Annotated in this window: 24 protein-coding genes; 9 read left to right on the plus strand and 15 right to left on the minus strand. The window is 59.6% G+C overall.

Annotated elements, in window-relative coordinates:
* Positions 1 to 28: 28 nt before the first annotated feature.
* The 7 genes from JK176_RS11370 to JK176_RS11400 all read right to left on the minus strand — a co-directional run bounded on the left by JK176_RS11370 (position 29) and on the right by JK176_RS11400 (position 4,246).
* Positions 29 to 952 (minus strand): bifunctional riboflavin kinase/FAD synthetase, encoded by a 924-nt coding sequence (locus JK176_RS11370; protein WP_211587953.1) that lies wholly within the window; start codon positions 950 to 952, stop codon positions 29 to 31.
* On the minus strand, positions 949 to 1,632 hold the full coding sequence (gene mtnC / locus JK176_RS11375) for an acireductone synthase (protein WP_211587954.1): 684 nt from the start codon (positions 1,630 to 1,632) through the stop codon (positions 949 to 951). Before mtnC ends, JK176_RS11370 begins: the two co-directional genes overlap by 4 nt.
* 9 nt (positions 1,633 to 1,641) lie before the next feature.
* Complete coding sequence (locus JK176_RS11380; protein ID WP_211587955.1) at positions 1,642 to 2,187, minus strand: acireductone dioxygenase; 546 nt, start codon at positions 2,185 to 2,187, stop codon at positions 1,642 to 1,644.
* A gap of 2 nt (positions 2,188 to 2,189) precedes the next feature.
* Positions 2,190 to 2,816 (minus strand): methylthioribulose 1-phosphate dehydratase, encoded by a 627-nt coding sequence (locus JK176_RS11385; RefSeq protein ID WP_211587956.1) that lies wholly within the window; start codon positions 2,814 to 2,816, stop codon positions 2,190 to 2,192.
* A complete protein-coding gene (locus JK176_RS11390) occupies positions 2,816 to 3,070 on the minus strand; it encodes a twin-arginine translocase TatA/TatE family subunit (protein ID WP_062108393.1) in 255 nt (84 codons plus the stop codon). The genes JK176_RS11385 and JK176_RS11390 overlap by 1 nt, the downstream gene beginning before the upstream one ends.
* Positions 3,071 to 3,152: 82 nt before the next feature.
* The gene (locus JK176_RS11395) at positions 3,153 to 3,629 is read right to left on the minus strand and encodes a CHAP domain-containing protein (protein ID WP_211587957.1); all 477 of its coding nucleotides are present in this window, start codon (positions 3,627 to 3,629) and stop codon (positions 3,153 to 3,155) included.
* 2 nt (positions 3,630 to 3,631) lie between these two features.
* Positions 3,632 to 4,246: a regulatory protein RecX gene (locus JK176_RS11400; RefSeq protein WP_211587958.1), complete on the minus strand. Its 615-nt coding sequence runs from the start codon at positions 4,244 to 4,246 to the stop codon at positions 3,632 to 3,634.
* 65 nt (positions 4,247 to 4,311) lie between these two features.
* Here JK176_RS11400 and JK176_RS11405 point away from each other — a divergent pair, with 65 nt between their 5' ends.
* The 9 genes from JK176_RS11405 (at position 4,312) to JK176_RS11445 (ending at position 14,860) form a co-directional block, all read left to right on the plus strand.
* A complete protein-coding gene (locus JK176_RS11405; RefSeq protein ID WP_211587959.1) occupies positions 4,312 to 5,889 on the plus strand; it encodes a D-aminopeptidase in 1,578 nt (525 codons plus the stop codon).
* 168 nt (positions 5,890 to 6,057) lie between these two features.
* Positions 6,058 to 7,254: an aspartate aminotransferase family protein gene (locus JK176_RS11410; protein WP_211587960.1), complete on the plus strand. Its 1,197-nt coding sequence runs from the start codon at positions 6,058 to 6,060 to the stop codon at positions 7,252 to 7,254.
* Entirely contained in the window at positions 7,251 to 8,195 is a 945-nt protein-coding gene (argF, locus tag JK176_RS11415; protein ID WP_349291927.1) for an ornithine carbamoyltransferase, read from the plus strand. Before JK176_RS11410 ends, argF begins: the two co-directional genes overlap by 4 nt.
* The gene (locus JK176_RS11420) at positions 8,195 to 9,124 is read left to right on the plus strand and encodes an Hsp33 family molecular chaperone HslO (RefSeq protein WP_211587961.1); all 930 of its coding nucleotides are present in this window, start codon (positions 8,195 to 8,197) and stop codon (positions 9,122 to 9,124) included. The genes argF and JK176_RS11420 overlap by 1 nt, the downstream gene beginning before the upstream one ends.
* Positions 9,121 to 10,080 (plus strand): hypothetical protein, encoded by a 960-nt coding sequence (locus tag JK176_RS11425; RefSeq protein WP_211587962.1) that lies wholly within the window; start codon positions 9,121 to 9,123, stop codon positions 10,078 to 10,080. Before JK176_RS11420 ends, JK176_RS11425 begins: the two co-directional genes overlap by 4 nt.
* Positions 10,081 to 10,099: 19 nt before the next feature.
* The gene (locus JK176_RS11430) at positions 10,100 to 10,921 is read left to right on the plus strand and encodes a hypothetical protein (protein WP_211587963.1); all 822 of its coding nucleotides are present in this window, start codon (positions 10,100 to 10,102) and stop codon (positions 10,919 to 10,921) included.
* Between the two features lie 152 nt (positions 10,922 to 11,073).
* Complete coding sequence (locus tag JK176_RS11435) at positions 11,074 to 11,775, plus strand: gluconate 2-dehydrogenase subunit 3 family protein (RefSeq protein WP_211587964.1); 702 nt, start codon at positions 11,074 to 11,076, stop codon at positions 11,773 to 11,775.
* Positions 11,775 to 13,550 carry a GMC family oxidoreductase gene (locus tag JK176_RS11440; RefSeq protein WP_408874191.1) on the plus strand — a complete coding sequence of 592 codons (1,776 nt, stop codon included), beginning with the start codon at positions 11,775 to 11,777 and terminating at the stop codon, positions 13,548 to 13,550. Before JK176_RS11435 ends, JK176_RS11440 begins: the two co-directional genes overlap by 1 nt.
* Positions 13,547 to 14,860, plus strand: a complete 1,314-nt coding sequence (locus JK176_RS11445) for a cytochrome c (protein ID WP_211587965.1) — start codon at positions 13,547 to 13,549, stop codon at positions 14,858 to 14,860. The genes JK176_RS11440 and JK176_RS11445 overlap by 4 nt, the downstream gene beginning before the upstream one ends.
* Before the next feature lie 5 nt (positions 14,861 to 14,865).
* Here the strand turns inward: JK176_RS11445 and JK176_RS11450 are convergent, their stop codons facing one another.
* From JK176_RS11450 to JK176_RS11485, 8 genes are read right to left on the minus strand one after another with little or no spacing between them, the layout of a single operon-like run.
* Positions 14,866 to 16,122 (minus strand): hypothetical protein, encoded by a 1,257-nt coding sequence (locus JK176_RS11450; RefSeq protein ID WP_211587966.1) that lies wholly within the window; start codon positions 16,120 to 16,122, stop codon positions 14,866 to 14,868.
* Positions 16,122 to 16,808 (minus strand): hypothetical protein, encoded by a 687-nt coding sequence (locus JK176_RS11455; protein WP_211587967.1) that lies wholly within the window; start codon positions 16,806 to 16,808, stop codon positions 16,122 to 16,124. The genes JK176_RS11450 and JK176_RS11455 overlap by 1 nt, the downstream gene beginning before the upstream one ends.
* Positions 16,809 to 16,812: 4 nt before the next feature.
* Positions 16,813 to 18,051: a hypothetical protein gene (locus tag JK176_RS11460; RefSeq protein ID WP_211587968.1), complete on the minus strand. Its 1,239-nt coding sequence runs from the start codon at positions 18,049 to 18,051 to the stop codon at positions 16,813 to 16,815.
* 41 nt (positions 18,052 to 18,092) lie between these two features.
* Positions 18,093 to 19,232 (minus strand): baseplate J/gp47 family protein, encoded by a 1,140-nt coding sequence (locus JK176_RS11465; RefSeq protein ID WP_211587969.1) that lies wholly within the window; start codon positions 19,230 to 19,232, stop codon positions 18,093 to 18,095.
* Positions 19,233 to 19,276: 44 nt separating this feature from the next.
* On the minus strand, positions 19,277 to 19,636 hold the full coding sequence (locus tag JK176_RS11470; protein WP_194262762.1) for a phage tail protein: 360 nt from the start codon (positions 19,634 to 19,636) through the stop codon (positions 19,277 to 19,279).
* Complete coding sequence (locus tag JK176_RS11475; protein WP_211587970.1) at positions 19,633 to 20,256, minus strand: phage baseplate assembly protein V; 624 nt, start codon at positions 20,254 to 20,256, stop codon at positions 19,633 to 19,635. Before JK176_RS11475 ends, JK176_RS11470 begins: the two co-directional genes overlap by 4 nt.
* A complete protein-coding gene (locus JK176_RS11480; RefSeq protein WP_211587971.1) occupies positions 20,253 to 21,314 on the minus strand; it encodes a hypothetical protein in 1,062 nt (353 codons plus the stop codon). Before JK176_RS11480 ends, JK176_RS11475 begins: the two co-directional genes overlap by 4 nt.
* Positions 21,311 to 21,523, minus strand: coding sequence for a hypothetical protein (locus tag JK176_RS11485; protein WP_235993468.1), 213 nt, complete (start codon positions 21,521 to 21,523; stop codon positions 21,311 to 21,313). The genes JK176_RS11480 and JK176_RS11485 overlap by 4 nt, the downstream gene beginning before the upstream one ends.
* Positions 21,524 to 21,526 lie beyond the last annotated feature (3 nt).

The following is a 21,526-nucleotide window of genomic DNA, read 5'->3' on the forward strand; positions in this document are numbered from 1 at the left end:
TCGAGGTTCAGGTGATTGAGAAGAAGACTCAGTTGGCCAGAATGGCGCGGGCCTGCGCGGCGTCGGCGGCAATCTGGGCTTTGAGTTCGTCCAGACCGGAGAAACGCTTTTCCTCACGCAGTAGCGCAATCAGGGCGACGCTGAGGATCTGGCCATACAAATCTTCGTTGAAGTCGAAGAGATGGACTTCAAGACGGCTTTCCCGACCATCATTGATCGTGGGACGACGGCCGATATTGGCAACGCCGGGGATCACCCGGCCATCCGGCAGCGTAACGCGGGCAGCATAAACGCCGCGCGCGGGTTCGAGATGCTGGGTCAGGGGAATATTGGCGGTTGGGAAGCCGAGAAGACGCCCGCGCTGGTCTCCGTGCATGACGGGACCGGTGATGCTCCACGGACGACCGAGTTCCTCGGCGGCGCGCTCGGGATAGCCTTCCTGCAACAGGCGACGGATGCGGCTGGAGGAGATCGGGCCGCCCTCATCGACAAGCTGCGGCACGATGGTCAGGCCGATTCCGTGTGGCGCGAGAAGCGCCTCAAGACGGTCGATATTGCCGTGTCGGCGATGGCCGAAGGCGAAATCCGCGCCACAGGCCACATGCGCCACGCCGAGGCCGTTCACGAGGACATCGTTCACGAACCGGTCGGCACTCAGACGGGAGAATTCCGCATCGAACGGGATCTGAAAGACATGTTCCACGCCCTGCACGCCGAGGGCTGCGGCGCGGACATCCGGCAGCATCAGGCGGAACGGCGGGTCCTGCGGGCGGAACAGGGTACGGGGGTGCGGGTCGAACGTGACGACGGAGAGCGGATGATCGGGACGAGCCATCCGCAATGTGTCGAGAAGGTGGACATGGCCGCGATGCACGCCGTCGAAATTGCCAAGCGCTGCCACTGTATTACGGGCGGAGGCAGGGATATTGCGCCAGTCCGTATGCAGGATCATGCGACGGGCAAGCCGAACTGACTGGCGACCGAAGTCAGATCCGGGGCCTGCGCGACACCCGGATGCGGGACAGTGCAGTCCTGTTCACGAACAAGCTGACAGACGCTCATGCCTGCCGTCCGGGCCGCGTCCAGCTCTGCACCGATATCGGAAAGGAACAGAATTTCGTCTGCAGGTAGGCCGACGGCGGTCGTGATCTTTTCGTAGGAGGCCGCGTCTTTTTTTCCGCCGGTTGAAAGATCGAAGAAGTCTTCGAACAGAGGCGTCAGATCGCCTTGTGCTGTATGGCCGTAGAGCAGTTTCTGCGACGGGATGGAGCCGGATGAGTAGACAGCCAGACGCAGGCCGCCTTTCGACCATGCTTTCAGGGCAGGCGGGACGTCCGGGTACAGATCGGCCTGAAGAGTGCCGTCCTCGAACCCCTGACGCCAGGTCAGGCCCTGAAGTGTCTTGAGGGGGGCTGCCTTCACATCCGCTTTCATCCAGTCCTGACAGACTTTCAGCGGGTCCTGTCCCGGATATTCCACAACGATATCCGCCCGCGCCGCCACGACCGTCGGGTTCGTGTGGTCCTGCATCAGGGCCGGAAGGGCTTTCGCGGCATAGGGGAACATGACGTCCCGCACGAAAGAGATCGGCAGGGTTGTGCCCTCGATATCAAGCAGGACGAGACGGATCATGGGAGACTTTCAGGGAACTTCAGCAGGGAAGCGGTTGGCGATGTCATCGCCGGTATATTGCGCGATCCAGCCGGTCGTGTCGGTGAAGACCCGCAGGGCCACCACATCCGGATTCGGCCCGGCGTCGAACCAGTGCGGGATGCCTGCGGGAACGGAGATCAGGTCCCCTTGGGTGCATAAAACGGAATAGACGCGCCCACGGATATGTAGGACGAAAGCGCCTTGCCCATGCACGAAGAAGCGGACTTCGTCTTCGCTGTGGGTGTGTTCGGACAGAAATTTTTTCCGGAGTTCCGGAAGGTTTGGCGTGGAGGCGTTGATCCGCACCACGTCCGCACTGCCTGCGCCCGTCTCACCCATCAGCGTGTCGAGATAGGGGCGATAAGCCTCCAGAACCTCTTCCGCCGGAGCGTCGGGAGCCGGTGTGACGGGCGCCGACCAGCGGTCGAAGCGGATGTTGTGCGGTCGCAGGGTCTCCGCGATCTCGCCGGACGTGGTGACGTCCAGCAGGATCGTATCGGGGGCATCGTCGCGATAGACGGTCAGGCGGCTCATGGTCAGGCCTTTCTCTGCAGACAGGCGAGTTCGCAGGCCAGCAGGAACTCAAGCCCCTCAAGGCGCGCAAGAGCCGTGAACATGTCCTTGCCCCAGACATAAACGCCGTGGCCGCGGATCAGATAGCCAAGGCGCATGTCCGCCAGCTTGGGTGCGACGACTGTGGCCAGACGCGCGATATCCTGATCGTTGTGGAACAGGGGCAGCTCAAGACTTGTGTCGTGGGTCGTCTGGCCCTCGAAGACCTTGAGGACTTCATAGCCTGCCAGTGTGATCGCGTCGGACGGTTCATCCATGGAGAGGATGGTCGCGGCGACGGAATGGCCATGCAGAACGGCGCCGATCGCGGGATCATGGGCGTAAAGCTGCGTGTGCAGCAGCGTTTCCGCACTCGCGCGATTGGCGGGATCGACCGGCACGCCGTCCGGCGTGATCTCGATGACGTCGCTGTCCGTCAGAAAGCCTTTGTGGCCGCCGGAGCGGGTAATGGCGATCCGGCCATCCGGCAGGCGACATGACAGGTTGCCCGCCGTTGCCGGAACCCAGCCGCGCTGGTCCATCCGCTGGCCGGCCTGCACGATCTGGCGGCTGGCATTGCCCCAGCTTTCATCAACCTTGAGGTTCTGCATCAGACCTGATTGCGGTGCGTTTCGCTGTTGGTCGTCTGGCTATAGCCGGGGTTCTGGTTCGGCGGCGAAATATGACCCGGAGCCTGCGGGGCGTCCGTCGCGGTCATGGATTCATCGTCGGCCATGTTCTTCTTGAAAGACTTGATGCCCTTCGCAAAGTCTCCCATCAGGCCGCTGATCTTGCCGCCGCCGCCAAACACGACGAGCAGGACAACCGCCAGAATCAGCCAGTGAACGGGGCTCATGCTACCCATAGTGTGTTACTCCGAAAAGCGAGGGGATCCACCCGAGGCCTCATCATGTGGCAAGGCTTGGACGATTGTGCAAGCATTCCTCTCAGGAAGCATCGTCACTGTCATGCGATGAAATGAAGCCGTAGGTCGGATAAGCGCGCCTTCCCAGACCGTGAACCGGCGCCCACCAGACCCGCACCAGCGTCCAGTCATTGCGGGCCGACACATCCGTCACGGGTACGGCGTGGTCGATGCGGCCGGGCTCCCAGTTGGCATGATCGACGAGGATCGTGCGGTCTGAAACCTGTCGGCGCACGATGGAGACATGGCCGCTGGGAACCCGGGACGTGGCGCGGAAAACCAGCACTTCTCCGGGACGGGGCGTATGGGTGTGGGCATAGCGTCCACTGGACTGCCCCCACCATGAAGCCGCACTTCCGCTCAGTTTCAGGCCGGTGCGTTCACGGGCATAGGGCGCGCATTGCAGCGGGCCGTTGAAGCTGGCACGGCTGTATTCGTAGCGGTTGCCACAGGCCGCGAGCATCACGAGAAGACCGAGCGGCAGAAAGCGAGATGTCATGCTCACAGACTCCGAAAGGCGATGATGCGGTCTTCCGCCTCTTCGGGGTCCATGTCGAGCACGCTCTGCGCGACATCGCGGGAGAAGCCGTTCCGGGCAAAGATTCCAAGGGTCTTGAGAGGATCGTCGTCTTCGCGATCAGGCCGCAGGAACGGGCCGAGCCGGCGTTTGCGGGCCAGAACGAGGGCGGCGGCGAGTTCCGCCTCTCGTGCGCTGCTGTCCGAGCGTTCGCCCAGCGAGTCGTTGAGGGCGTCGCGGACCGTCTCCTGATCGACGCCCTTGTTGGCGAGATGCGCTTCCACCGCGCGCCGGGAGCGGCCGGTGCGGGTCAGACTGGTGGCGCGGCTGCGGGCAAACCCTGCGTCATCCACGGCGCCCAGATCGGTCATGGACGCGACGATTTCGTCGATGGCAGGGCGCAGGGCGGCGATGGCGGATTCGATATCTTCGTTCGGCAGACCGGCATGCGACGCACGCACGCCCCAACGGCGCAGACGACGGTCCAGCATCTGACGCAGCCCCTGTTCGGTCGTGGCGAAGCGGGCGAGATGTGTCAGCGCGGCCTCACGCAGGGACGCGGCATCCGGAACGGGGGGCGGGGCGGGATTGTCCTCCATGATGGGACAATTATGCCGGGTGAAAGGCATTTACGGCAAGACGGTCTGGAGCCATCATTCCCTCCATGAGCGATTCACTTTTTGCCCGTCTTGAAGCGGCCGTCTCCGCCCTCCCTGCCCGCTTTCCCGGCCCCGGCGGGGCTGTAGCCGTTCTGAAGGACGGCGAGGTTCTGATCCGGCATGGCTGGGGCTATGCGAATGTGGAGCGCCGCATTCCGTTCACGCCGTCCACGCTGTTTCGCATGTGCTCCATCACCAAGCAGTTCACCTGTGGGACGCTGCTGGATCTGTATGACGATCCGTCCGAGCTGGACGCGGATGTGGATGCGCGCCTGCCACAACTCGACGAGCCTTCGCCGGGAATGCTGCATCTGGCGCATAACCAGTCGGGGCTTAGGGATTACTGGGCCGTGGCGATGCTGCATGGCGCGCCCATCGAAGGCGACTTCGGAGACCGCGAGGCCCGGCGTGTTATTCAGGGAACGCGGACGCTTCAGTTCCAGCCGGGCACATCATACTCCTATGTGAACCAGAATTTCCGGCTGATTTCCGACATTCTTCAGGACCGGACGGAATGCAGCTTCGCCGAGTTGCTCCAGACATCCATTTTCAATCCGGTGGGCATGGAACGCGCCATTCTGGCCGCCGATACGCGTGCCATGCCGGATGGGACAGTCGGCTATGAAGGAACCGTGGAGAGCGGCTTCCGCCCGGCGGTCAACAATGTCATCTGGACGGGGGATGCCGGGCTTGGGGCATCTCTGGACGACATGATCGCCTGGGAGCGGTTCATTGATGCCACACGCGACGCGCCGGACAGTCTGTACCGGCGTCTGACCGCACCGGTGACGTTCAGTGACGGTCAGGCCGCGCCTTATGGATTCGGCTTGCAACGCAGCACGATGTTCGGGCGGGACGTCACGATGCATGGTGGCGCTCTGCGGGGCTGGCGGTCCCATCGGCTGCATGTCGCGTCCGAGCGTCTGTCAGTCGTGGTGATGTTCAACCACATGAGCGCGGCACAGGTTGCGGCGGCGCAGATTCTGGCAGCGGCTCTGGGCGTTCCCTATGAGCCGGACCGCAGCACACAGCCTCCGACCGCGCTGTATGGGACCTATCTGGAGCGGGAGACGGGTCTGTCGGCCCGAATCGAACCCGCTCCCGGTGGAGCAACACTGCGCTATCTGATGGTGCCGGAGCTTCTGGAAGGGGTTTCGGCAGCGCGGGCCGAAGCTGGATCGGTTGTGGTGAAGGCACAGGAGACTACGGAGGGTCCGGAGGTCGTGGTGGAGCGTCCGGGCGAAAACCGGACGAGCATCCTCACTCGCTGCGACGAAACGCCCGGCGAGGATATTGCCGAGCTTGCCGGGGTGTATCGCTGCGAGGAGCTGGACGAGGCCGAAGTGACCATCACACTGGCGGGCGGCGTGGTTTATGGCGGTTTTTCGGGAATTCTGGGCGATGGACGGATGGAAATGCTCCAGCGTCTGGCAAAGGATGTGTGGGTTCTGCCCTGCCCGCGCGCACTCGATCATACGGCTCCCGGAGACTGGACACTGGCCTTCGAGCGACAGAGCGGGAGCGTGACGGCGGTACGGGTCGGGTGCTGGCTGGCGCGGGATCTGCTGTATCAACGGGTCTGATTTGCCGGGTTGACCGCCACATTCCGGCACGCCGGGGTTTGACGGAACCCCGTTCTGCCCTTCACTATGCGCTGGCGGAATTTGAAGCCCTGCTCCGGGCAACCGGAGCAGGGTTTTACGATTCCGCATAAACCGTTTCGTTTTCAACCAGATATTCAGAGATCCATCATGATCCCCGCGCTGATGCCGAACTACAAACGTGCCGACCTCGCTTTCGAGCAGGGCGAAGGCGTCTGGCTGACGGCGACGAACGGGCGACGATATCTGGATTTCGGGGCCGGAATTGCCGTGACCTCGCTGGGACATGCCTATCCGAAACTGGTTAAAACCATTGCGGAACAGGCCGCAAAGGTCATGCATGTCTCGAACCTATACCGGGTTCCGCAGGCCGAAAAACTGGCAGAACTGCTGGTGCAGAACACGTTCGCGGATTCCGTGCTGTTCTGCAATTCGGGCGCCGAAGCCAATGAAGGCATGGTCAAGATGATCCGCCGCGCCCAGTTCGAGAACGGCCACCCGGAGCGGACCAGCATCTTGTGCTTTGATGGAGCCTTCCACGGCCGGACGCTCGCCATGATCTCCGCGACAGGCAATCCCGCTTATCAGAAAGGCTTCGGCCCTGTGGTGGAGGGGTTCGACCATGCGCCGTTCAACAACACCAACACGCTGCGTGAGGCCATTACGCCGCACACGGCGGGCATTATCGTCGAGCCCGTTCAGGGCGAGAGCGGCATCAAGCCTGCGACCCGCGAGTTCATGGAAGGGCTGCGCGCCGTCTGTGACGAATACGGGCTGTATCTGGGCTTTGATGAAGTTCAGACCGGTGTGGGCCGGACGGGCAAGCTGTTCGCACATGAATGGTATGGCATCCGCCCGGACGTGATTTCCGTAGCCAAGGGCATTGGCGGCGGTTTCCCGCTCGGTGCCGTTCTTGCGACGGAAGAACTGGCGCGACACCTGACGCCGGGCTCTCACGGGACGACCTTTGGCGGCAATCCGCTCGCCTGTGCGGCTGGCACAGCCGTTCTGGAAGAAATCCTGAGCCCCGGCTTTCTGGAGCATGTCCGGAACGTCGGAGACGCGTTCGGCAAGATGCTGGAAGACGTTATCAGCCGCTCGGAAGGCGTTTTCGACAATGTCCGCGGTCTTGGACTGATGCGCGGCCTGCACTGTGTGCCGCCTGTGGGCGACGTCATGCAGGCCGTTCTGGATCAGGGCCTTTTGACCGTAGGCGCTGGAGACAATGTGCTGCGTCTCGTCCCGCCGCTGATCGTCACGGAAGCTGAATGTCGTGAGGCCTGCGAGCGACTGGTGAAAGCCGCCCTGTCCCTGAAAGTCTCTGCCACGCAGGAGAAAGCATCGTGAGCGCGACAACAGCCCCCCGGCACTTTCTGGATCTGCGCGATTTCAATTCCGAAACCATCCGGCAGATCATCGACCTTTCCGCGAAGGTCAAAGCCATGCAGAACGGGCGCCGTCAGCCCCTGCATCCGGATCGCCCGCTGGAAGGCCGTACCCTCGGCCTGATCCTCGCCCAGCCTTCAACCCGCACCCGTGTCTCGTTCGAGGTCGGGATGGGACAGCTTGGCGGGTCCGTTTCGGTGCTTTCGCCGGGTGATATGCAACTTGGCCGGGGCGAGACTGTGGCCGACACCGCCCGCGTCCTGTCGCGTTTTCTGGACGTGATCGTTCTGCGGACCGGGAATGACGCCAATCTGCGAGAACTGGCGAAATGGAGTTCGGTTCCGGTCATCAACGGCCTGACGCCCGTCTCCCATCCGATCCAGATTCTGGCGGATGTTCTGACGTTCGAGGAACATCGCGGGCCGATCCGCGGCAAAACGCTGGCCTGGATCGGGGACGGCAACAATGTCGCGACATCCCTGATGGAAGGCGCGGCCCTGCTGGGCTTCAATGTCCGTCTGGCAACGCCGGATGGGTTCGCGCCCAACCCTGACGCCGTAACGTGGGCCCGCGCCCATGGTGCGACGATCGAGGTCTTCCGCGACCCTGCGGAAGCCGTTGCTGGCGCGGATGCCGTGCTGACGGATACCTGGGTCAGCATGGGCGACAAGGACCGTGAAACCCGCCTCAAGGTGTTCCAGCCCTATCAAGTCGATACGGCGCTGATGGCAAAAGCTGCACCCGATGCCCTGTTCCTGCACTGCCTGCCTGCCCATATTGGGGAAGAAGTGACGCCAGAGGTCTTTGAGGGCCCAGCGTCCGTTGTCTTCGATGAGGCGGAAAACCGCCTGCACACGCAGAAGGGCCTGTTACTCTGGGCTCTCGGGAAAGAAAACGGTTGATGGACACACCCCCCTTCCTCGACACGAACCGGCCTGACGTTCCGAACATGGTCGTCTCGGGCGGCGTTACGCCCTTTTATCTGGAACGCTCCCCGGTACGGGGACGTCTGGTGCGACTTGGGCCTCTGGCAGATGCCATCCTGTCGCGACATGACAATCCCGATGCGGTTTCGCAGCTTGGGGGAGAGGCGTTGGCCCTCGTGGCGGCCATGGTGTCGGCTCTGAAGTTCAAGGGGGCCTTTTCCCTCCAGATCAAGGGCGACGGTCCGGTTTCGATGCTCGTGACGGATGCCACAGACAGCGGGGATCTGCGGTTCTTCGCGCGTCTGCGCGAGGATGCGGATCGGGATGCCCTCCCTGAGACGGCCAAGGGCCTTCTAGGGGACGGCTACATGGCGTTCACCATTGATCAGGGGCCGGACATGGACCGGCATCAGGGCATCGTGGATCTGACCGGTACGACGCTGGCAGACATGGCGGTGAACTATTTCCAGACCAGCGAGCAGCATGACTGCTGGATCCGGCTGTTCTGTGCGAAATCGGCGGATGGATGGAAGGCCGGGGCACTTGTTCTGGAGCGGATCGCGGCAGAAGGCGGGATCGAGGCGTCCGAACAGGATGAGGACGCCTGGGAAACCGCCTGTACGCTGGCTACAACAGTGACGGAGCAGGAAATCCTTGACCCGGACCTGTCCAACGAGCGCCTAATCCAGAGGCTTTTCGGCACGCTGGACGTCCGTGCTGGGACGCCACGCGCGCTGGCTTATGGCTGCCGATGCAACCGGGCGAGGCTGGCCTCCGTTCTGGAGACATTCCCCGAGGACGACCTCGACCATATGGTCGAAAATGGCGCCATCACGATGAACTGTGAATTCTGCAATGTCGGTTTCCGCTTTACGCGCAGGGAACTGGGAGAACGGACTGCATGACTCTGCCCCTGCTTGATGGCGTGAAGCTCGATGGCTTTCCGGTCGAGCAGCTTTACCCCGGCTGGAGTCCGAGCAGTCGGGATGTTGTGGCGGATGATTTCAGCGTTGTGGTTTTTAAGGAAGACGCGACCGGCAAGCAGGCCTGCTGGTGGCTTGAAGGGGATGACTACTGCGCAAGTCATGTTCTGACGCTCGATGAGGCCGCCCGGAAGCGTCTTCTGGTGGCGATGGACAGAGTGTTCTGGCCGCTGGCGACTGGAGTTTTAGGTGCTCCCCTCCCCCCGCAGGCCAGTCCGTCCTGCGAAACTTGGCCTGAAATCGCCGTCAATGAACTTTCCGGCTCATGGATTGGAGGGTTTGCGCCCCATACGCTGCTGCTGCCGTCTGGTCATGCCGATAGCGGCGAAGCCCTGTCCTGTCCGAACGGGCGGCAGATTGCTGAAAACCGGCTCACGGCCCTGCTGGCAGCCCAGCGCGGGCAGGGTCCGCTGATCGTCTCGTCGCCCTTCACGGCGCTGCCGCTGCTGGCCCAGATCACCTTTCAGGTGCAGTCGCTCAGTGTGAGCCGCTTTCAGGACGCCGATACAGTATTTTACCTGATCTGGAATGAGGAATTTCCGGCGCTGCGTCCGTCTTTTTACTATCCCGATGCTCCGATGCTGATCAGTGATGATCCAGCAGCCGCAATGATTCCGGGGCTGATTCTGGGCTGGTATGCCCGTCATCCCGAACATGTGTCCCTGATCCGGGACGCACGCCCGTTCAGAGCGGAAGATTTTGGGGTCGGGCAGGCTTCCGGTTTTCGTTCAACGCCCCCGGAAGAAACGTCGTTTTCTTCGCCTCCCGAAGAGGCACCGTCTTATACGCTGTCCCAGCCGCCAGCGCCCACTTCCCACCTTCCAGCCTCTGGACAGAGGCTGAAAAGCCGGATCAAGTCCCTTTTCAGTCGTCGGTAAAGCCTTCAGGAGACAGGATATGCGCATACGTTACTGGACCGGTCTGGGAGCCCTGATGCTGTCTCTGGGTCTGACGGCCTGCTCGGACGGAACTGCGGACGAGACATTCCCCCCGACCGATTACAGCTATCTTCCCCAGATCCATCTGAATGTGGCTTCGATCGACGTTCAGGACGAAGCGCCTGCCGCACCGGATTCCTTGTCCGCCAAAGCACCCATTGCACCGGATCAGGCGCTTAAAAACATGGCCGCGCAACGTCTGGTCGCCAGCGGGACTTCGGGCAAGGCAGACTTCATCATCAAGCAGGCCTATCTGAACCGTGCGGGCGACAATGCGGTGGAAGGCGCCATGGATGTGCAGTTGAATGTCGCGGATGCCAACAACCAGCATACCGGCTTCGTTCATGCCCGCATCACGCGCAAGCTGGACGCCGGAGACCGCGATCCGACATCCCGCAAGGAACTCTATACCCTTACCAACCAGATGATGCAGGATATGAATGTGGAGCTGGAATTTCAGATCCGCAAGAAGCTCCTGTCCTGGATGACGGATGCTGCGGGAACGCCAATCGTCAATGGCGGCGTAGAGCAGCAGACACTGGGCGTTCCGGGAGCTGAACCGGTCACAACACCCACAACGCCCACACTGAGCACACCGGATACGGCACCTCCTACGTCTGCAAAAACCGTAACGCCCGTTGTTGCGGCCCCCAGTGCTCCGGATGCTATTTTCCCGACGGGTGCAGAGACCGACACCACAACCACGCCCGCCACCGTCCAGCGCTCACCCCAGCCCGGAACCCTGCAACTTCCTTCAACGGGCAGTTCCGCAACCCACTGAATTTCAGTTCGGGTTAAGGCCTCTCGGCAGGTTGTGATGAGCGGTCGTCTGGCGGGCTTCATCTGTCTTCGTTAGAAAACAGGCTTTGTAAATTACCCATTTCCATATTTTCTATACCCTTTGGTTCTATCCCCGAAGAAAGCTGTGCGCCCATGGAACCGACATTAAACAATCCACTGCGCCGCAGTGTCATGAAAGGCCTTCTGGGAACCACGTCATTCTGGGTGGCGTCAGGAAATGCCCACTGGGCCGAAGCTCTGGCTGCTGAAACGGCCCAGCCCTATCAACCGGCTTTTTTCAATACTGCGGAATACCAGTTTCTCGAATCCGCCTGCGAACGCCTGTTTCCCGCTGACCATAATGGCCCGGGCGCAAAGGCACTCGGTGTTGCGGAATTTCTGGACCGGCAGATGCAGACCCCATACGCAAGGGGTGAAAACTGGTACATGTCCGGCCCGTTCGAGCAGGGACCAGCCAATCTGGGCTACCAGCTACCGTTCGTCCCCCAAGACCTATACCGCAAAGGGATTGCAGGCGTGGAGCACTACGCCCGTCAGCAATACGGGAAAGGATTTGCGGCTCTGTCCGCCATGCAGCAGGACGAAATCCTGACAGCCCTGGAAGGCGGCTCTGTACAGCTTGGCGACATTCCGGGACGAGTCTTTTTTGAACAGCTTCGGACCAACACACTAGAAGGAGCTTTTGCCGATCCGCTTTACGGTGGCAACCGGGGCCTTGGGGGATGGGTCATGCTGGGCTTTCCCGGAGCCCGAGCAGACTTCATGGACTGGGTGAATCAGGAAGGTGCGTACTACCCCATCGGTCCGGTTTCCATTTCCGGGGAGACTGCCTGATGGTCAAACATATCGATGCGATCATTGTAGGCGCCGGCTGGGCCGGATCAATTATGGCCAAGGAACTGACCGAAGCCGGTCTGTCGGTCGTCATGCTTGAGCGGGGGGCGGAAAGAACGACGCCCGTTGAAGGAGCCTATCCGGAATCAATTGATGAACTGCGCGGAGCCATCCGCAAACGGCTTTTCCAAAACCTCTCCCAGTCGACCCTGACGATCCGCAATACCATGGACCAGACGGCCCTGCCGTACCGGCAGCTCGCAGCCTTCCTGCCCGGCGAAGGCGTCGGCGGTGCGGGTCTGCACTGGTCTGGCGTCCATTTCCGCGTTGCCCCAGAAGACCTGAGGCTCCGCAGTGCCGTAATCGAACGATATGGCGAGAAATTCATTCCCGAAGGTATGAACCTTCAGGATTATGGCGTCAGCCACGACGAGCTCGAACCTTTTTTCGACAAAGCAGAAAAGGTTTTCGGGACATCAGGCGAAGCTTACAAAGTTCAGGGAAAAATCGTTGGAGACGGGAATGTTTTTTCCCCGGATCGTTCCGATAATTTTCCACTTCCAGCCATGAAAGATACTTTTTCAGCATCAGTTTTCCGGGATGCCGCGAAAAATGCCGGGTACCACCCCTATTCGCTTCCCGCGGCCAACGCTTCGCGGCAATATACCAACACTTACGGCTGCCAGATGGGGCCATGTAATTTCTGCGGTTATTGCAGCGGGTATGACTGCTACCTGTATTCAAAAGCCTCACCCAACGTAAACATCCTGCCTGTCCTGCGGCAGGATCCGAGATTTTCCCTGATTCCAAATGCCCATGTTCTACGCGTCGATCTCGACAGCACGAAAACAAAAGCGACCGGCGTCACATATCTGGACACGAAAACCCGGAAAGAAACCTCGCTCTCGGCGGATCTGATTATTCTGGGGGCGTTCCAGTTCCACAACGTTCATCTGATGCTCATGTCCGGGATCGGAAAACCCTACGATCCCGTCAGCAACACCGGAACAGTCGGACGCAATTTCGTCTACCAGACGATCACGTCCTCACGCGTCTGGCTGCCCCCTTCGACCTATACGAACCAGTTTGTCGGAGCGGGCGGAGCCGGGGTAGCCATTGACGATTTCAACAGCATGAATTTCGATCACGGACCGCTCGGCTTTGTGGGGGGATCGCCTGTCTGGGTCAATCAGGCGGGTGTAAAGCCGATTGCCGCCGCACTCGGCGCCGGAGGGGGAGGAACGCCGCGATGGGGCTCCGCCTACAAGGACTCCCTCGTCAATACTTACAAGCATTCGCTCGGTATCGACGCCCATGGCAGCAACATGGCGTATCGGGATGTTTATCTGGATCTCGACCCAACGTGGAAGGATGCTTACGGGCAGCCGCTGCTCCGCATGACCTTCACATGGAAGGATAACGACATCCGTATGAACCAGTATGTCGTGAGCAAAATCGAACCCATCGCCCGCGCCATGGGCGCGACGAAAATGAATCTGGTTCATCTCAATGCGGGTCAACCCTTCGACACGCGCACTTACCAGACCACCCATCTGGGAGGGGGCGCTATTATGGGAGAAAATCCCCAGACCAGCGCGATCAACCGCTATCTTCAGAGCTGGGATGTGTCCAACGTTTTCGTCATCGGAGCGAATGCGTTTCCGCAGGGTATGGGATATAATCCGACGGGAATGGTGGCTGCGCTCGCATACTGGGCCGCGCATCATATCCGTGCAACCTATCTCAAATCCCCTGGCCCGCTGGTGAAAGCATGAAGGGAACCCTCTTTGTAGCCCTCATTCTCGGAGCCGGACTTACGGGATCTGCGGTCGCGCAGGATGCTGACACAGCTACTCTGGAAAAAGGACGCTATCTGGCAGCTGCCTCCGACTGCGCGGCATGTCATTCCGTTCACGGAAAACCGGAATATTCCGGAGGAGTATCATTTTCTCTCCCTATGGGGAAAATCTACTCCACCAATATCACCCCCGACCCCGAACACGGGATCGGACGCTATACGGAAGCACAGTTCAGCCGTGCCGTACGGGAAGGCATTCGCCAGGATGGCTCAACCCTTTATCCCGCCATGCCATTTCCCTCATATGCCCGGATGACAGACAGCGATATTCACGCATTATTTGTCTATTTCAGGAAAGGCGTTCCAGCGGCTTCCGTTGCAACGCCGGACAACGAGATTAAGTGGCCACTGTCCATGCGTTGGCCACTCACGTTCTGGCGCTGGATTTTTGCGCCCACGCCTCATAAAGCCATCACCCGCACCGCCGGAGAATTTACCGATCCCCAACTGGCACGGGGCGCCTATCTCGTGGAAGGGCCTGCCCATTGCGGAGCCTGTCATTCTCCACGCGCCATCACCATGCAGGAAAAATCCCTGACGGCCGATGGCGGCCGTCTTTATCTGTCTGGTGGAGCCGTGGTGGATGGCTGGACGCCTCCGTCCCTGCGTCAGGAAAACCGGACCGGTTTGGGCCGCTGGCGCGAAGAGGATATCGTAGCGTTCCTCAAGACTGGCCGCGCCGAGACCGGAAGCGTCTTCGGTTCCATGACGTCTGCCGTTCTGCATGGCACACAGAAACTGACGGATGAGGATTTGCGGGCGATTGCGCATTACCTCAAAAGCCTTCAGGCTGCCGACCAGTCCCAGGAACCCTGGACATACGACCCTACCATTACGGACCAGCTTCACAAAGCGGATCTCTCATCGCGGGGCGCGCGCGTCTATATTGATCGTTGCGCCGCCTGCCATCGTACGGACGGCAAGGGATATCCTGCCGTCTTTCCGCCGCTGGCGGCCAATCCCATCGTGATGCAGACCGACCCGGTGTCGCTCGTTCATATCGTTCAGGTCGGCGCGACCCTTCCTGCCATGACCGCCGCGCCATCCTCCTTCACGATGCCTGCGTTCAACCATAAACTGACCGATCAGCAGATTGCCGATGTCGTGACGTTCATCCGCCATGCGTGGGGCAACAACGCCTCCCCTGTTTCGGCAGAAGACGTGAAACAGTTCAGCAAAAGCATGCCGCCCTCCGATATGGCGGATGACACACCTGCGCTGAACTGAACCTGTCAGGGCAGGAAACGGTACAGGACACAGCCCTGATATCCTGTGCCCCCACTGGACGATGCGCCGTCGGTCGTCGCTGAATAGGAGCCACCACCGCCCGCGCCATATCGCGTGGCGTTCCGGCCGCCCTGATTGCCGCAACGCCCTGCACCACCCCACGGGCCATCGCCTCCATAGCCTGAGAACGTGTAGGCGTTACACTGCCCGTCACCACCGGACGTTCCGCTCTGGTTCCAGACGGTACCGCCAGAGGCATTTCCACCGACACCGCCTGCAGACCCCGTCGTGGAATAGAACGTGCCGCCCTGTCCGCCTTCGGCCTGCAGGAGTGTCTGCCCGAGATAGCTGACAAGAGACGTACCACCCGTCTGTTCGGACCCGCCACCATTCCCGACCGTAATTGCCAGTCCGCTGCCCTGCGTCGGACTGACGGTATAAATGCCCCAGGCATCCCCGCCGCCGCCGCCGCCGGCACCAGAAAACGAACTGGCAGTCGTCGTGGCCTGCGAGGCCGCGCCGCCTCCACCGGCACCGATAACACGCAACTCCACTCTGGAGGCCCAGGCCGGGATGGAAACCGAACCATTTCCGGTCACGAGTGTCATGGGTTCGGTCGACGCTTTCAGCAGAGCCTGCGTCGCCAGCTCAGGAATGGTCGGCCAGAACACCTGTCCTGGTTGAGCCGTTACTCCCGCTAAAGTAGACGCCCCCTGTGGCACCGTAATCGTATAAAGCGCCACGACACACCCGCCTGCCGGAGAAACGGGAGGGTTGGTCGCGGCGACAAAGGTCATAGTGCCCGTCCGACGCACAGGAAGCGCGCTGCCATTGTTCTGAATACCAGCCTGTGTCTGGGACGGATTGCTGGCATTGAAGAACGGAAGCACCGTCGGATCAGCATCCTGTTCGGAGCAGAGAGCATAAATCGTATAGGTATTGCCGGAGCCTGGCAGAGTAATGGTCTGCGAGGCCGAGCTAATATACTGGCATGTGAGAGCGGTCGTGTCCGCTGCCAGACCACCACCATTGCCACCAATGGCGGAAGCATCCATAACGCCGGGAGCAACAATCGACCCTGCCTCAATCGTCAGGTTCAGGCTGTTATAAGCCGTCGAACATCCCAGTCCCGAGGCCGCCATGACATTCGGTCCGTAAAGCATGGACGCCAAATTACCGAATGCCGACTTGGTATAGCGCCCTGCCCGCAGCAGATCCGTATCGAGCGGGATTGATCCCGCATAAACGATGGCCCGATCCATTAATTTTTCACCTTGATCCAGCCGGTAACGCCCATGGCTGCTGTCTGATCGACAACACGGCAGACTGTCGCCAGATCTGCGGCTTTTCCCAACTGTGTTTCCACAAAAAACTGACCACCTTGAAGGCTGCCGTAACGCAGGGCCTGCGCACCATAACCGTACCCCCCGCCCATGGCAGGAACCGATTCACAGGCAAGCGCATGACAGTCGGACGCATTGAGGGTTTCGATAATCACCGGCTGCACACCCGTCACCGCAACAAGCGCATTCGTTACAGCTTGACGGGTGTTGCGTTCGGCAAACAGTGCCGCACGGATGCGTTTGCGATACACGACATCCGGCTCGGATGCCTGACGAACCAGTCCCCCATCCCCGAAATAATCTTCGGCAGCCATATCCAGAAAAGCGCCACTCATTGTGGCAAGACGCATCTGCAGGGAACATTCCTGAATTAATTGCCAGATTCCAGCCAGAACCGCACCAAAACCACGTAGAATTGCGGCAAGTACCGGTGCGGATTCTGCTTCTAGCCCTTGAGGAGCAGGCGGAAACCACCCCGTTGGTAAAAGACGCCGGAACCGCCCTGCAAAATCCTCTATCGAGCCAGGCGCAGGCCCCGTATCCAGCAGAACGCTGCCATCAGAAGCCCGGAGGATATCTTTGCCTTCATCGTAAAGAACCGCCATCCCCTCACCCTCCGACCTGGTCTGGAGCCATCAGCGGAATACGATAATCTGCACCGTTGACGTTGATATGCAGAAAACCCCCATTGGCAACAGTGGGCATTGTCCCCCCCGTTCCCGTCACCGGAGACGTAATCTGTAACTCCCCGCCACTTGCCGGAAAAAGCCCCAGATTTCCGGACCCTCCCGTTCCTTCCTGCACATACAGACCGGCTGCCTGTGTCCCGGCGCCGGCCTGAACCTGAAGCGCGTTGGTCGGGCTTGGCATGCTCGCAACAGAAAACAGCGTCTCACCTTCGATATTACCAAAGAGGATCCCGTTATCCGTAAATTCCTGCCGCATGCCGTTGGTGCGTTCCGTCACGGTAGAACGGACAAATGCACCAACATTGGACCCGGCTACACCCGAAACGGTCTCAGGAGTGTGCCACTCCACAGCCTGGTTGCGCGCAAGGGAAACAGCGGAGGCATATCCGGAATCCTTGCCATCCGTCCCAGTCAGGGACTGGGCCCCAAACACAATGCCCGTTTGCCATGAATTCGGATTGGAAACGAACACCATACCCGCCGCCGCATCGGAAGTCCCCGATGTCTGGCCGCCACCTGCGCCAAGCTGGATCCCATAGACGCCCCCGCCAACATTTGGCGCATAAGGCGTCGACTGTCCCACTGCAAGGCCCCCAAAATTGACAGCCTCAAGCTCCATTCCGAAAGTTGGCTGATAATTCACTCCGGCCAGACGCCACGCTTCGCCATAATAGGCATAAGCGGTTGTGGTTGTCGGACTGGACGTATCATCGGAAATTCCCCAGGACGCCACCCCGATGGAACTCGGCTGAAAACCCAGCAACGCCTTACCGGTCACGGCATCGGATGTGCGCGACCCCGCAACAAACGCACTGTTGCCAAACTGTGCAAGCGACGCACACTGAGCATCCTGCAACGCCCAGGGCCCGATGGATGTTGCCCCCATGGTTTCCGAAAGCCAGTCATCCTGCGATGAACTTGCCCTGTCACTCAGTGTAGGATTGTCGGCTGCAACACCCACCAGAAGCCGGTCCGCAAACCGTTTTATCTGAGCGCCCTTATCCGAGTAGAACTGACCACTTGCCGCAACACTGACGGGTGCCTCGATAATCTGGGAGACCGTCGCCGTAACGGTTCGTGTACCGCTGGAATCTGCCAGTACGACAACCTCTTCTCCCGTCAGGGAGTCGAGTTTGGGATATGTATTAAATACAGCCATAAAAAGTCCTCATCCGTCCCAAGAATTCAGAATTCACCCCCTCAACCCTGAGTGACATTGATCTGAATATTCCCAACCATGAGTGCCTGGTTGCCATTTGCAGGAATATCGATCTGCCCGCCATTCAGTCGGACATTCAGAACTGACGTCACGGTAACGCCCGCACCAGCATAAGCCAGATAGGACAGGCGGCTGTACGGATAACCATCACCCACTGTCGTGGACGCAATATCCTTGGACACGGCCGACTGGATGGCGCTCACGGCCTGCTGAATCGGAACAGACGAAGGCACAATGACATCCATGGATACATTCACCGTCAGATCCTGAGGCGCTTGCACAGCAAAACCGACCCCAAGAGCCCGCACAGAATCAATGGCGCCATAGACATTCGATAAAAGCTGGTCCGACGGAACACCGCTTCCATCATTCACTACAGCCGTAAAATAGCCGCTTCGCGCATTCCCTGCCGTATCCAGACCATCCCGCAGCGAATAACTCAAATCCGTCTGGACATTGGCAATGGCATTACCCACCGCAGCCCTGCTGGCCGAGGCTTTTGCGGCCAGCCAGAGCGGAAAGCGTGCCCTTAACTGGCTATCCGTTTCTTGATCGGAACCATTAAGGAAGGGTGCACCATTCGTCACCGTATCCAGCCCCGCTACGGCCGTTCCCATCAGACAGATCGCACCAACCGAAACATTTCCGGTCGCTCCCACCGCCTGACACGCGACAGGAACCGACAACGTCGCAACGCCCGCTGCCCGCACATATCCTCCCGCAGAGGCAGACCATGTCGGCAAAGTCTGATCCTGCGTCACCGCAAAGGAGATCCCCCCGACTGTCCGCACGATCACTCCTGGGGGAACAACTGCTGACTGCTCGCTGGCCAGAAAAGAAGTAAACGTCACAACACCTGTCGCTGCCGTGCCGGGCAATCGACTCATGCCAAAATCATAGACGAAACTGTCACAGTCTGATCCCGTTGACGTTGACAGGCGGGTGCGTAACAGTGATTGCAACACCAGATACTGCAACCACAAACCAACACCGCCAACACTTTCCATCAGAGCCCGAACGGGAGAACCGATAGAAACGTCCAGCAACTGCGAACAGGATGCCTGCGCCGTTGTCACCGCAGTGGAAACGGTCGTGGAAAAGGAACGTAAAGAGAGAGACATCGCATCCTCTTGGAGCGGTTCAATACTGTGCCGCTCTCATTATTTCAGTAGGAAAAAGACAGGCTCTGCTGCTGGCCGGACCCGGCATCCACATAGGAGACATCACATCTGCAAATGCCCAACCCCTCATCCGTCACGGTGACAGTCACGGCCTCTGAAGAGTCCACATTGGCATCTTCCTGAACCTGCGCCCGAATGACGGATTCCATGGCTTCCGGAGCAATAACCTGCCCCACCATAAGCGGAAGCCCCACCCCATAATCGGACTGCCAGACATAATTTCCCGCAACCGTCAGCAGACGCCTCAGCAATCCCTGCCTCGTAAGCTCCGATCCCGAAACTGTTTGAAGCCCTCCGGCGGACAGAACCAGATCATTCCCGAAAATATGCGAAAGAGCGATCATCCAAGCGGCCCTCCCGTTTTCTGGCTTCCTGCCAGATGAATATGCTCATTCAGAGAATGCTGGTCGGTGCGAATATCCCCTCCGGAAAGAGTCAGTCCGGCAGATGTCAGCGTCATATCCGTTCCACCAACAGAAAGACTTATCGCCCCGTTCTTGATAAGGAGAGACGCATTTCCCGCACCCGCCGCCACACCATCCGGACCAATATGTAACCACCCCGCACCGGAAGACGATGTCCCAACACTTCCGGAAGCAGACAACGGCGGAAGACCGCACCCGCCTTTGACAAGAAATTCGCCAGGTTGTGCAACCTTACCGGTCAGCGGAGACACAGGCGCCATGACCACCGTGTCATACACACTACCCGTCACGACCAGATGCTCTCCATCTCCCTCGACCGGTTGCAACACAACATGCGTTCCCGGAGAAGACGGACGTGCAATCCGAAGATCCCCCGCATGCACACCGCACGCATCCGGGATCCAGCCTGTTTCTATGTTTTCAGGCTGAATGCGAACTTTGACGGCATGATTGACCGGATCAACGGCAGACACGATCCCAAACATCGTATGCGCCGTCCGACCTTGCAAAGCGGCCGCATCAAAACGGGCATCATTCATGCCTCACCCCCCCGAGCTCTTAGAACGACATGCTGCACAAATCCCTGCTCCACGGAAAAGCGTGAGAGAACCTGATCGATCCCCAAGGTTTTCTCACCATTTCCCACCGCCACGGTCATGAAATTCCGTGGCGAAACTCCGATAATTCCAGGAATTTTAATTCGGACAGATAATGCATGAGCAGCAATGCGAGCGTGTTTTCCTCGCGCCAGCCTCTGCAAGTCTTCCAGCCGACGCCCGGGAACACGGAATGTATGGATGGTAGAATTTCCCGAAGGCGCGTCCTGAGAAAAAGAAACACCATCGTAATAGACGTGAGTCGTACTTCTCTGCCGAGAATCCCACGACGCCATATGAACGACCACACCCGCCAGCAACTGCAAATCGCGCGCAATTCCAGTCTCAAGAACCGCCTGACGCATATCCGTCACCTGCGCACCAGCCTCCGAAGCAGACCCCAGTGGTTGACAGACCAAAGAGGTTCCGTCGGCATAAAGATCACAGAACGCATCCCTTGCGACCGTAAACGCCAGATCCGCCGCAGTCTGAAAACGGTGCTGTCCCATAAGAGCACCCCGTTTATGCTCGATCTGCCAAAACTGACCCGCCATCAGCGCCGCCTGATCCGAAGGCAACGTAATCCGTGCCTCAAGCCCCGCCGCCTGCGCCATAATTTCCAGAAGTTCCTGCTGGGTATGGTTGAGCCACGCATCCTGAACACGCAGATCCATCAACGCTGCCAGCGCATCACGACATTCCATTTCCAGAATGGCATGCTCAGCCACATAATCGATGTGATCAAGACGCCCCTGAAACAGCGTCGTCCAGGCCGCCGCAATATTCTGGGTATCCCGCATCTGAAGTGTCACCCACTTCCGCGCAGGCTGCTCCGCCTCAAACCATGGCGTCGCCGCTCCCTGCTTTCTGACAGCCAGACGAAGCGTAGCAATATCGCACGCCTCATACCGGCTGGCGTCGATTTCAAACTGCACAAGCGCCAGAACAGGATCGACCTGCCCGTCAAAAAGAACCTGAACCTCCAGGTTTCTGACACTCATTCCAATGCTCCATCAGGCAGACCTGACACCAGATCAGGCTCAACCGACGGAACCTTCAGAACAACCGTCTCAGAAATCCTGCCCAGATCCGGGTCAACCATTCCATTAACCTGCGCAATTCTCCACCATTGGGACGCATCTCCGAGTTCACGCGCCGCCACATGAAACAAGGAAATATCCGCAGCACTGACAATAATATCCTGCATCATTCC

This window comes from Gluconobacter sp. Dm-73 (genome assembly GCF_018256215.1).
Taxonomy (GTDB): Bacteria; Pseudomonadota; Alphaproteobacteria; order Acetobacterales; family Acetobacteraceae; genus Gluconobacter; species Gluconobacter cadivus.

Coding starts and splice junctions, on each gene's coding strand:
- JK176_RS11370 (WP_211587953.1), bottom strand. CDS start 952: ATGATCCTGCATACGGACTGGCGCAATATCCCTGCCTCCGCCCGTAAT.
- mtnC (WP_211587954.1), bottom strand. CDS start 1,632: ATGATCCGTCTCGTCCTGCTTGATATCGAGGGCACAACCCTGCCGATC.
- JK176_RS11380 (WP_211587955.1), bottom strand. CDS start 2,187: ATGAGCCGCCTGACCGTCTATCGCGACGATGCCCCCGATACGATCCTG.
- JK176_RS11385 (WP_211587956.1), bottom strand. CDS start 2,816: ATGCAGAACCTCAAGGTTGATGAAAGCTGGGGCAATGCCAGCCGCCAG.
- JK176_RS11390 (WP_062108393.1), bottom strand. CDS start 3,070: ATGGGTAGCATGAGCCCCGTTCACTGGCTGATTCTGGCGGTTGTCCTG.
- JK176_RS11395 (WP_211587957.1), bottom strand. CDS start 3,629: ATGACATCTCGCTTTCTGCCGCTCGGTCTTCTCGTGATGCTCGCGGCC.
- JK176_RS11400 (WP_211587958.1), bottom strand. CDS start 4,246: ATGGAGGACAATCCCGCCCCGCCCCCCGTTCCGGATGCCGCGTCCCTG.
- JK176_RS11405 (WP_211587959.1), top strand. CDS start 4,312: ATGAGCGATTCACTTTTTGCCCGTCTTGAAGCGGCCGTCTCCGCCCTC.
- JK176_RS11410 (WP_211587960.1), top strand. CDS start 6,058: ATGATCCCCGCGCTGATGCCGAACTACAAACGTGCCGACCTCGCTTTC.
- JK176_RS11420 (WP_211587961.1), top strand. CDS start 8,195: ATGGACACACCCCCCTTCCTCGACACGAACCGGCCTGACGTTCCGAAC.
- JK176_RS11425 (WP_211587962.1), top strand. CDS start 9,121: ATGACTCTGCCCCTGCTTGATGGCGTGAAGCTCGATGGCTTTCCGGTC.
- JK176_RS11430 (WP_211587963.1), top strand. CDS start 10,100: ATGCGCATACGTTACTGGACCGGTCTGGGAGCCCTGATGCTGTCTCTG.
- JK176_RS11435 (WP_211587964.1), top strand. CDS start 11,074: ATGGAACCGACATTAAACAATCCACTGCGCCGCAGTGTCATGAAAGGC.
- JK176_RS11440 (WP_408874191.1), top strand. CDS start 11,775: ATGGTCAAACATATCGATGCGATCATTGTAGGCGCCGGCTGGGCCGGA.
- JK176_RS11445 (WP_211587965.1), top strand. CDS start 13,547: ATGAAGGGAACCCTCTTTGTAGCCCTCATTCTCGGAGCCGGACTTACG.
- JK176_RS11450 (WP_211587966.1), bottom strand. CDS start 16,122: ATGGATCGGGCCATCGTTTATGCGGGATCAATCCCGCTCGATACGGAT.
- JK176_RS11455 (WP_211587967.1), bottom strand. CDS start 16,808: ATGGCGGTTCTTTACGATGAAGGCAAAGATATCCTCCGGGCTTCTGAT.
- JK176_RS11460 (WP_211587968.1), bottom strand. CDS start 18,051: ATGGCTGTATTTAATACATATCCCAAACTCGACTCCCTGACGGGAGAA.
- JK176_RS11465 (WP_211587969.1), bottom strand. CDS start 19,232: ATGTCTCTCTCTTTACGTTCCTTTTCCACGACCGTTTCCACTGCGGTG.
- JK176_RS11470 (WP_194262762.1), bottom strand. CDS start 19,636: ATGATCGCTCTTTCGCATATTTTCGGGAATGATCTGGTTCTGTCCGCC.
- JK176_RS11475 (WP_211587970.1), bottom strand. CDS start 20,256: ATGAATGATGCCCGTTTTGATGCGGCCGCTTTGCAAGGTCGGACGGCG.
- JK176_RS11480 (WP_211587971.1), bottom strand. CDS start 21,314: ATGAGTGTCAGAAACCTGGAGGTTCAGGTTCTTTTTGACGGGCAGGTC.
- JK176_RS11485 (WP_235993468.1), bottom strand. CDS start 21,523: ATGATGCAGGATATTATTGTCAGTGCTGCGGATATTTCCTTGTTTCAT.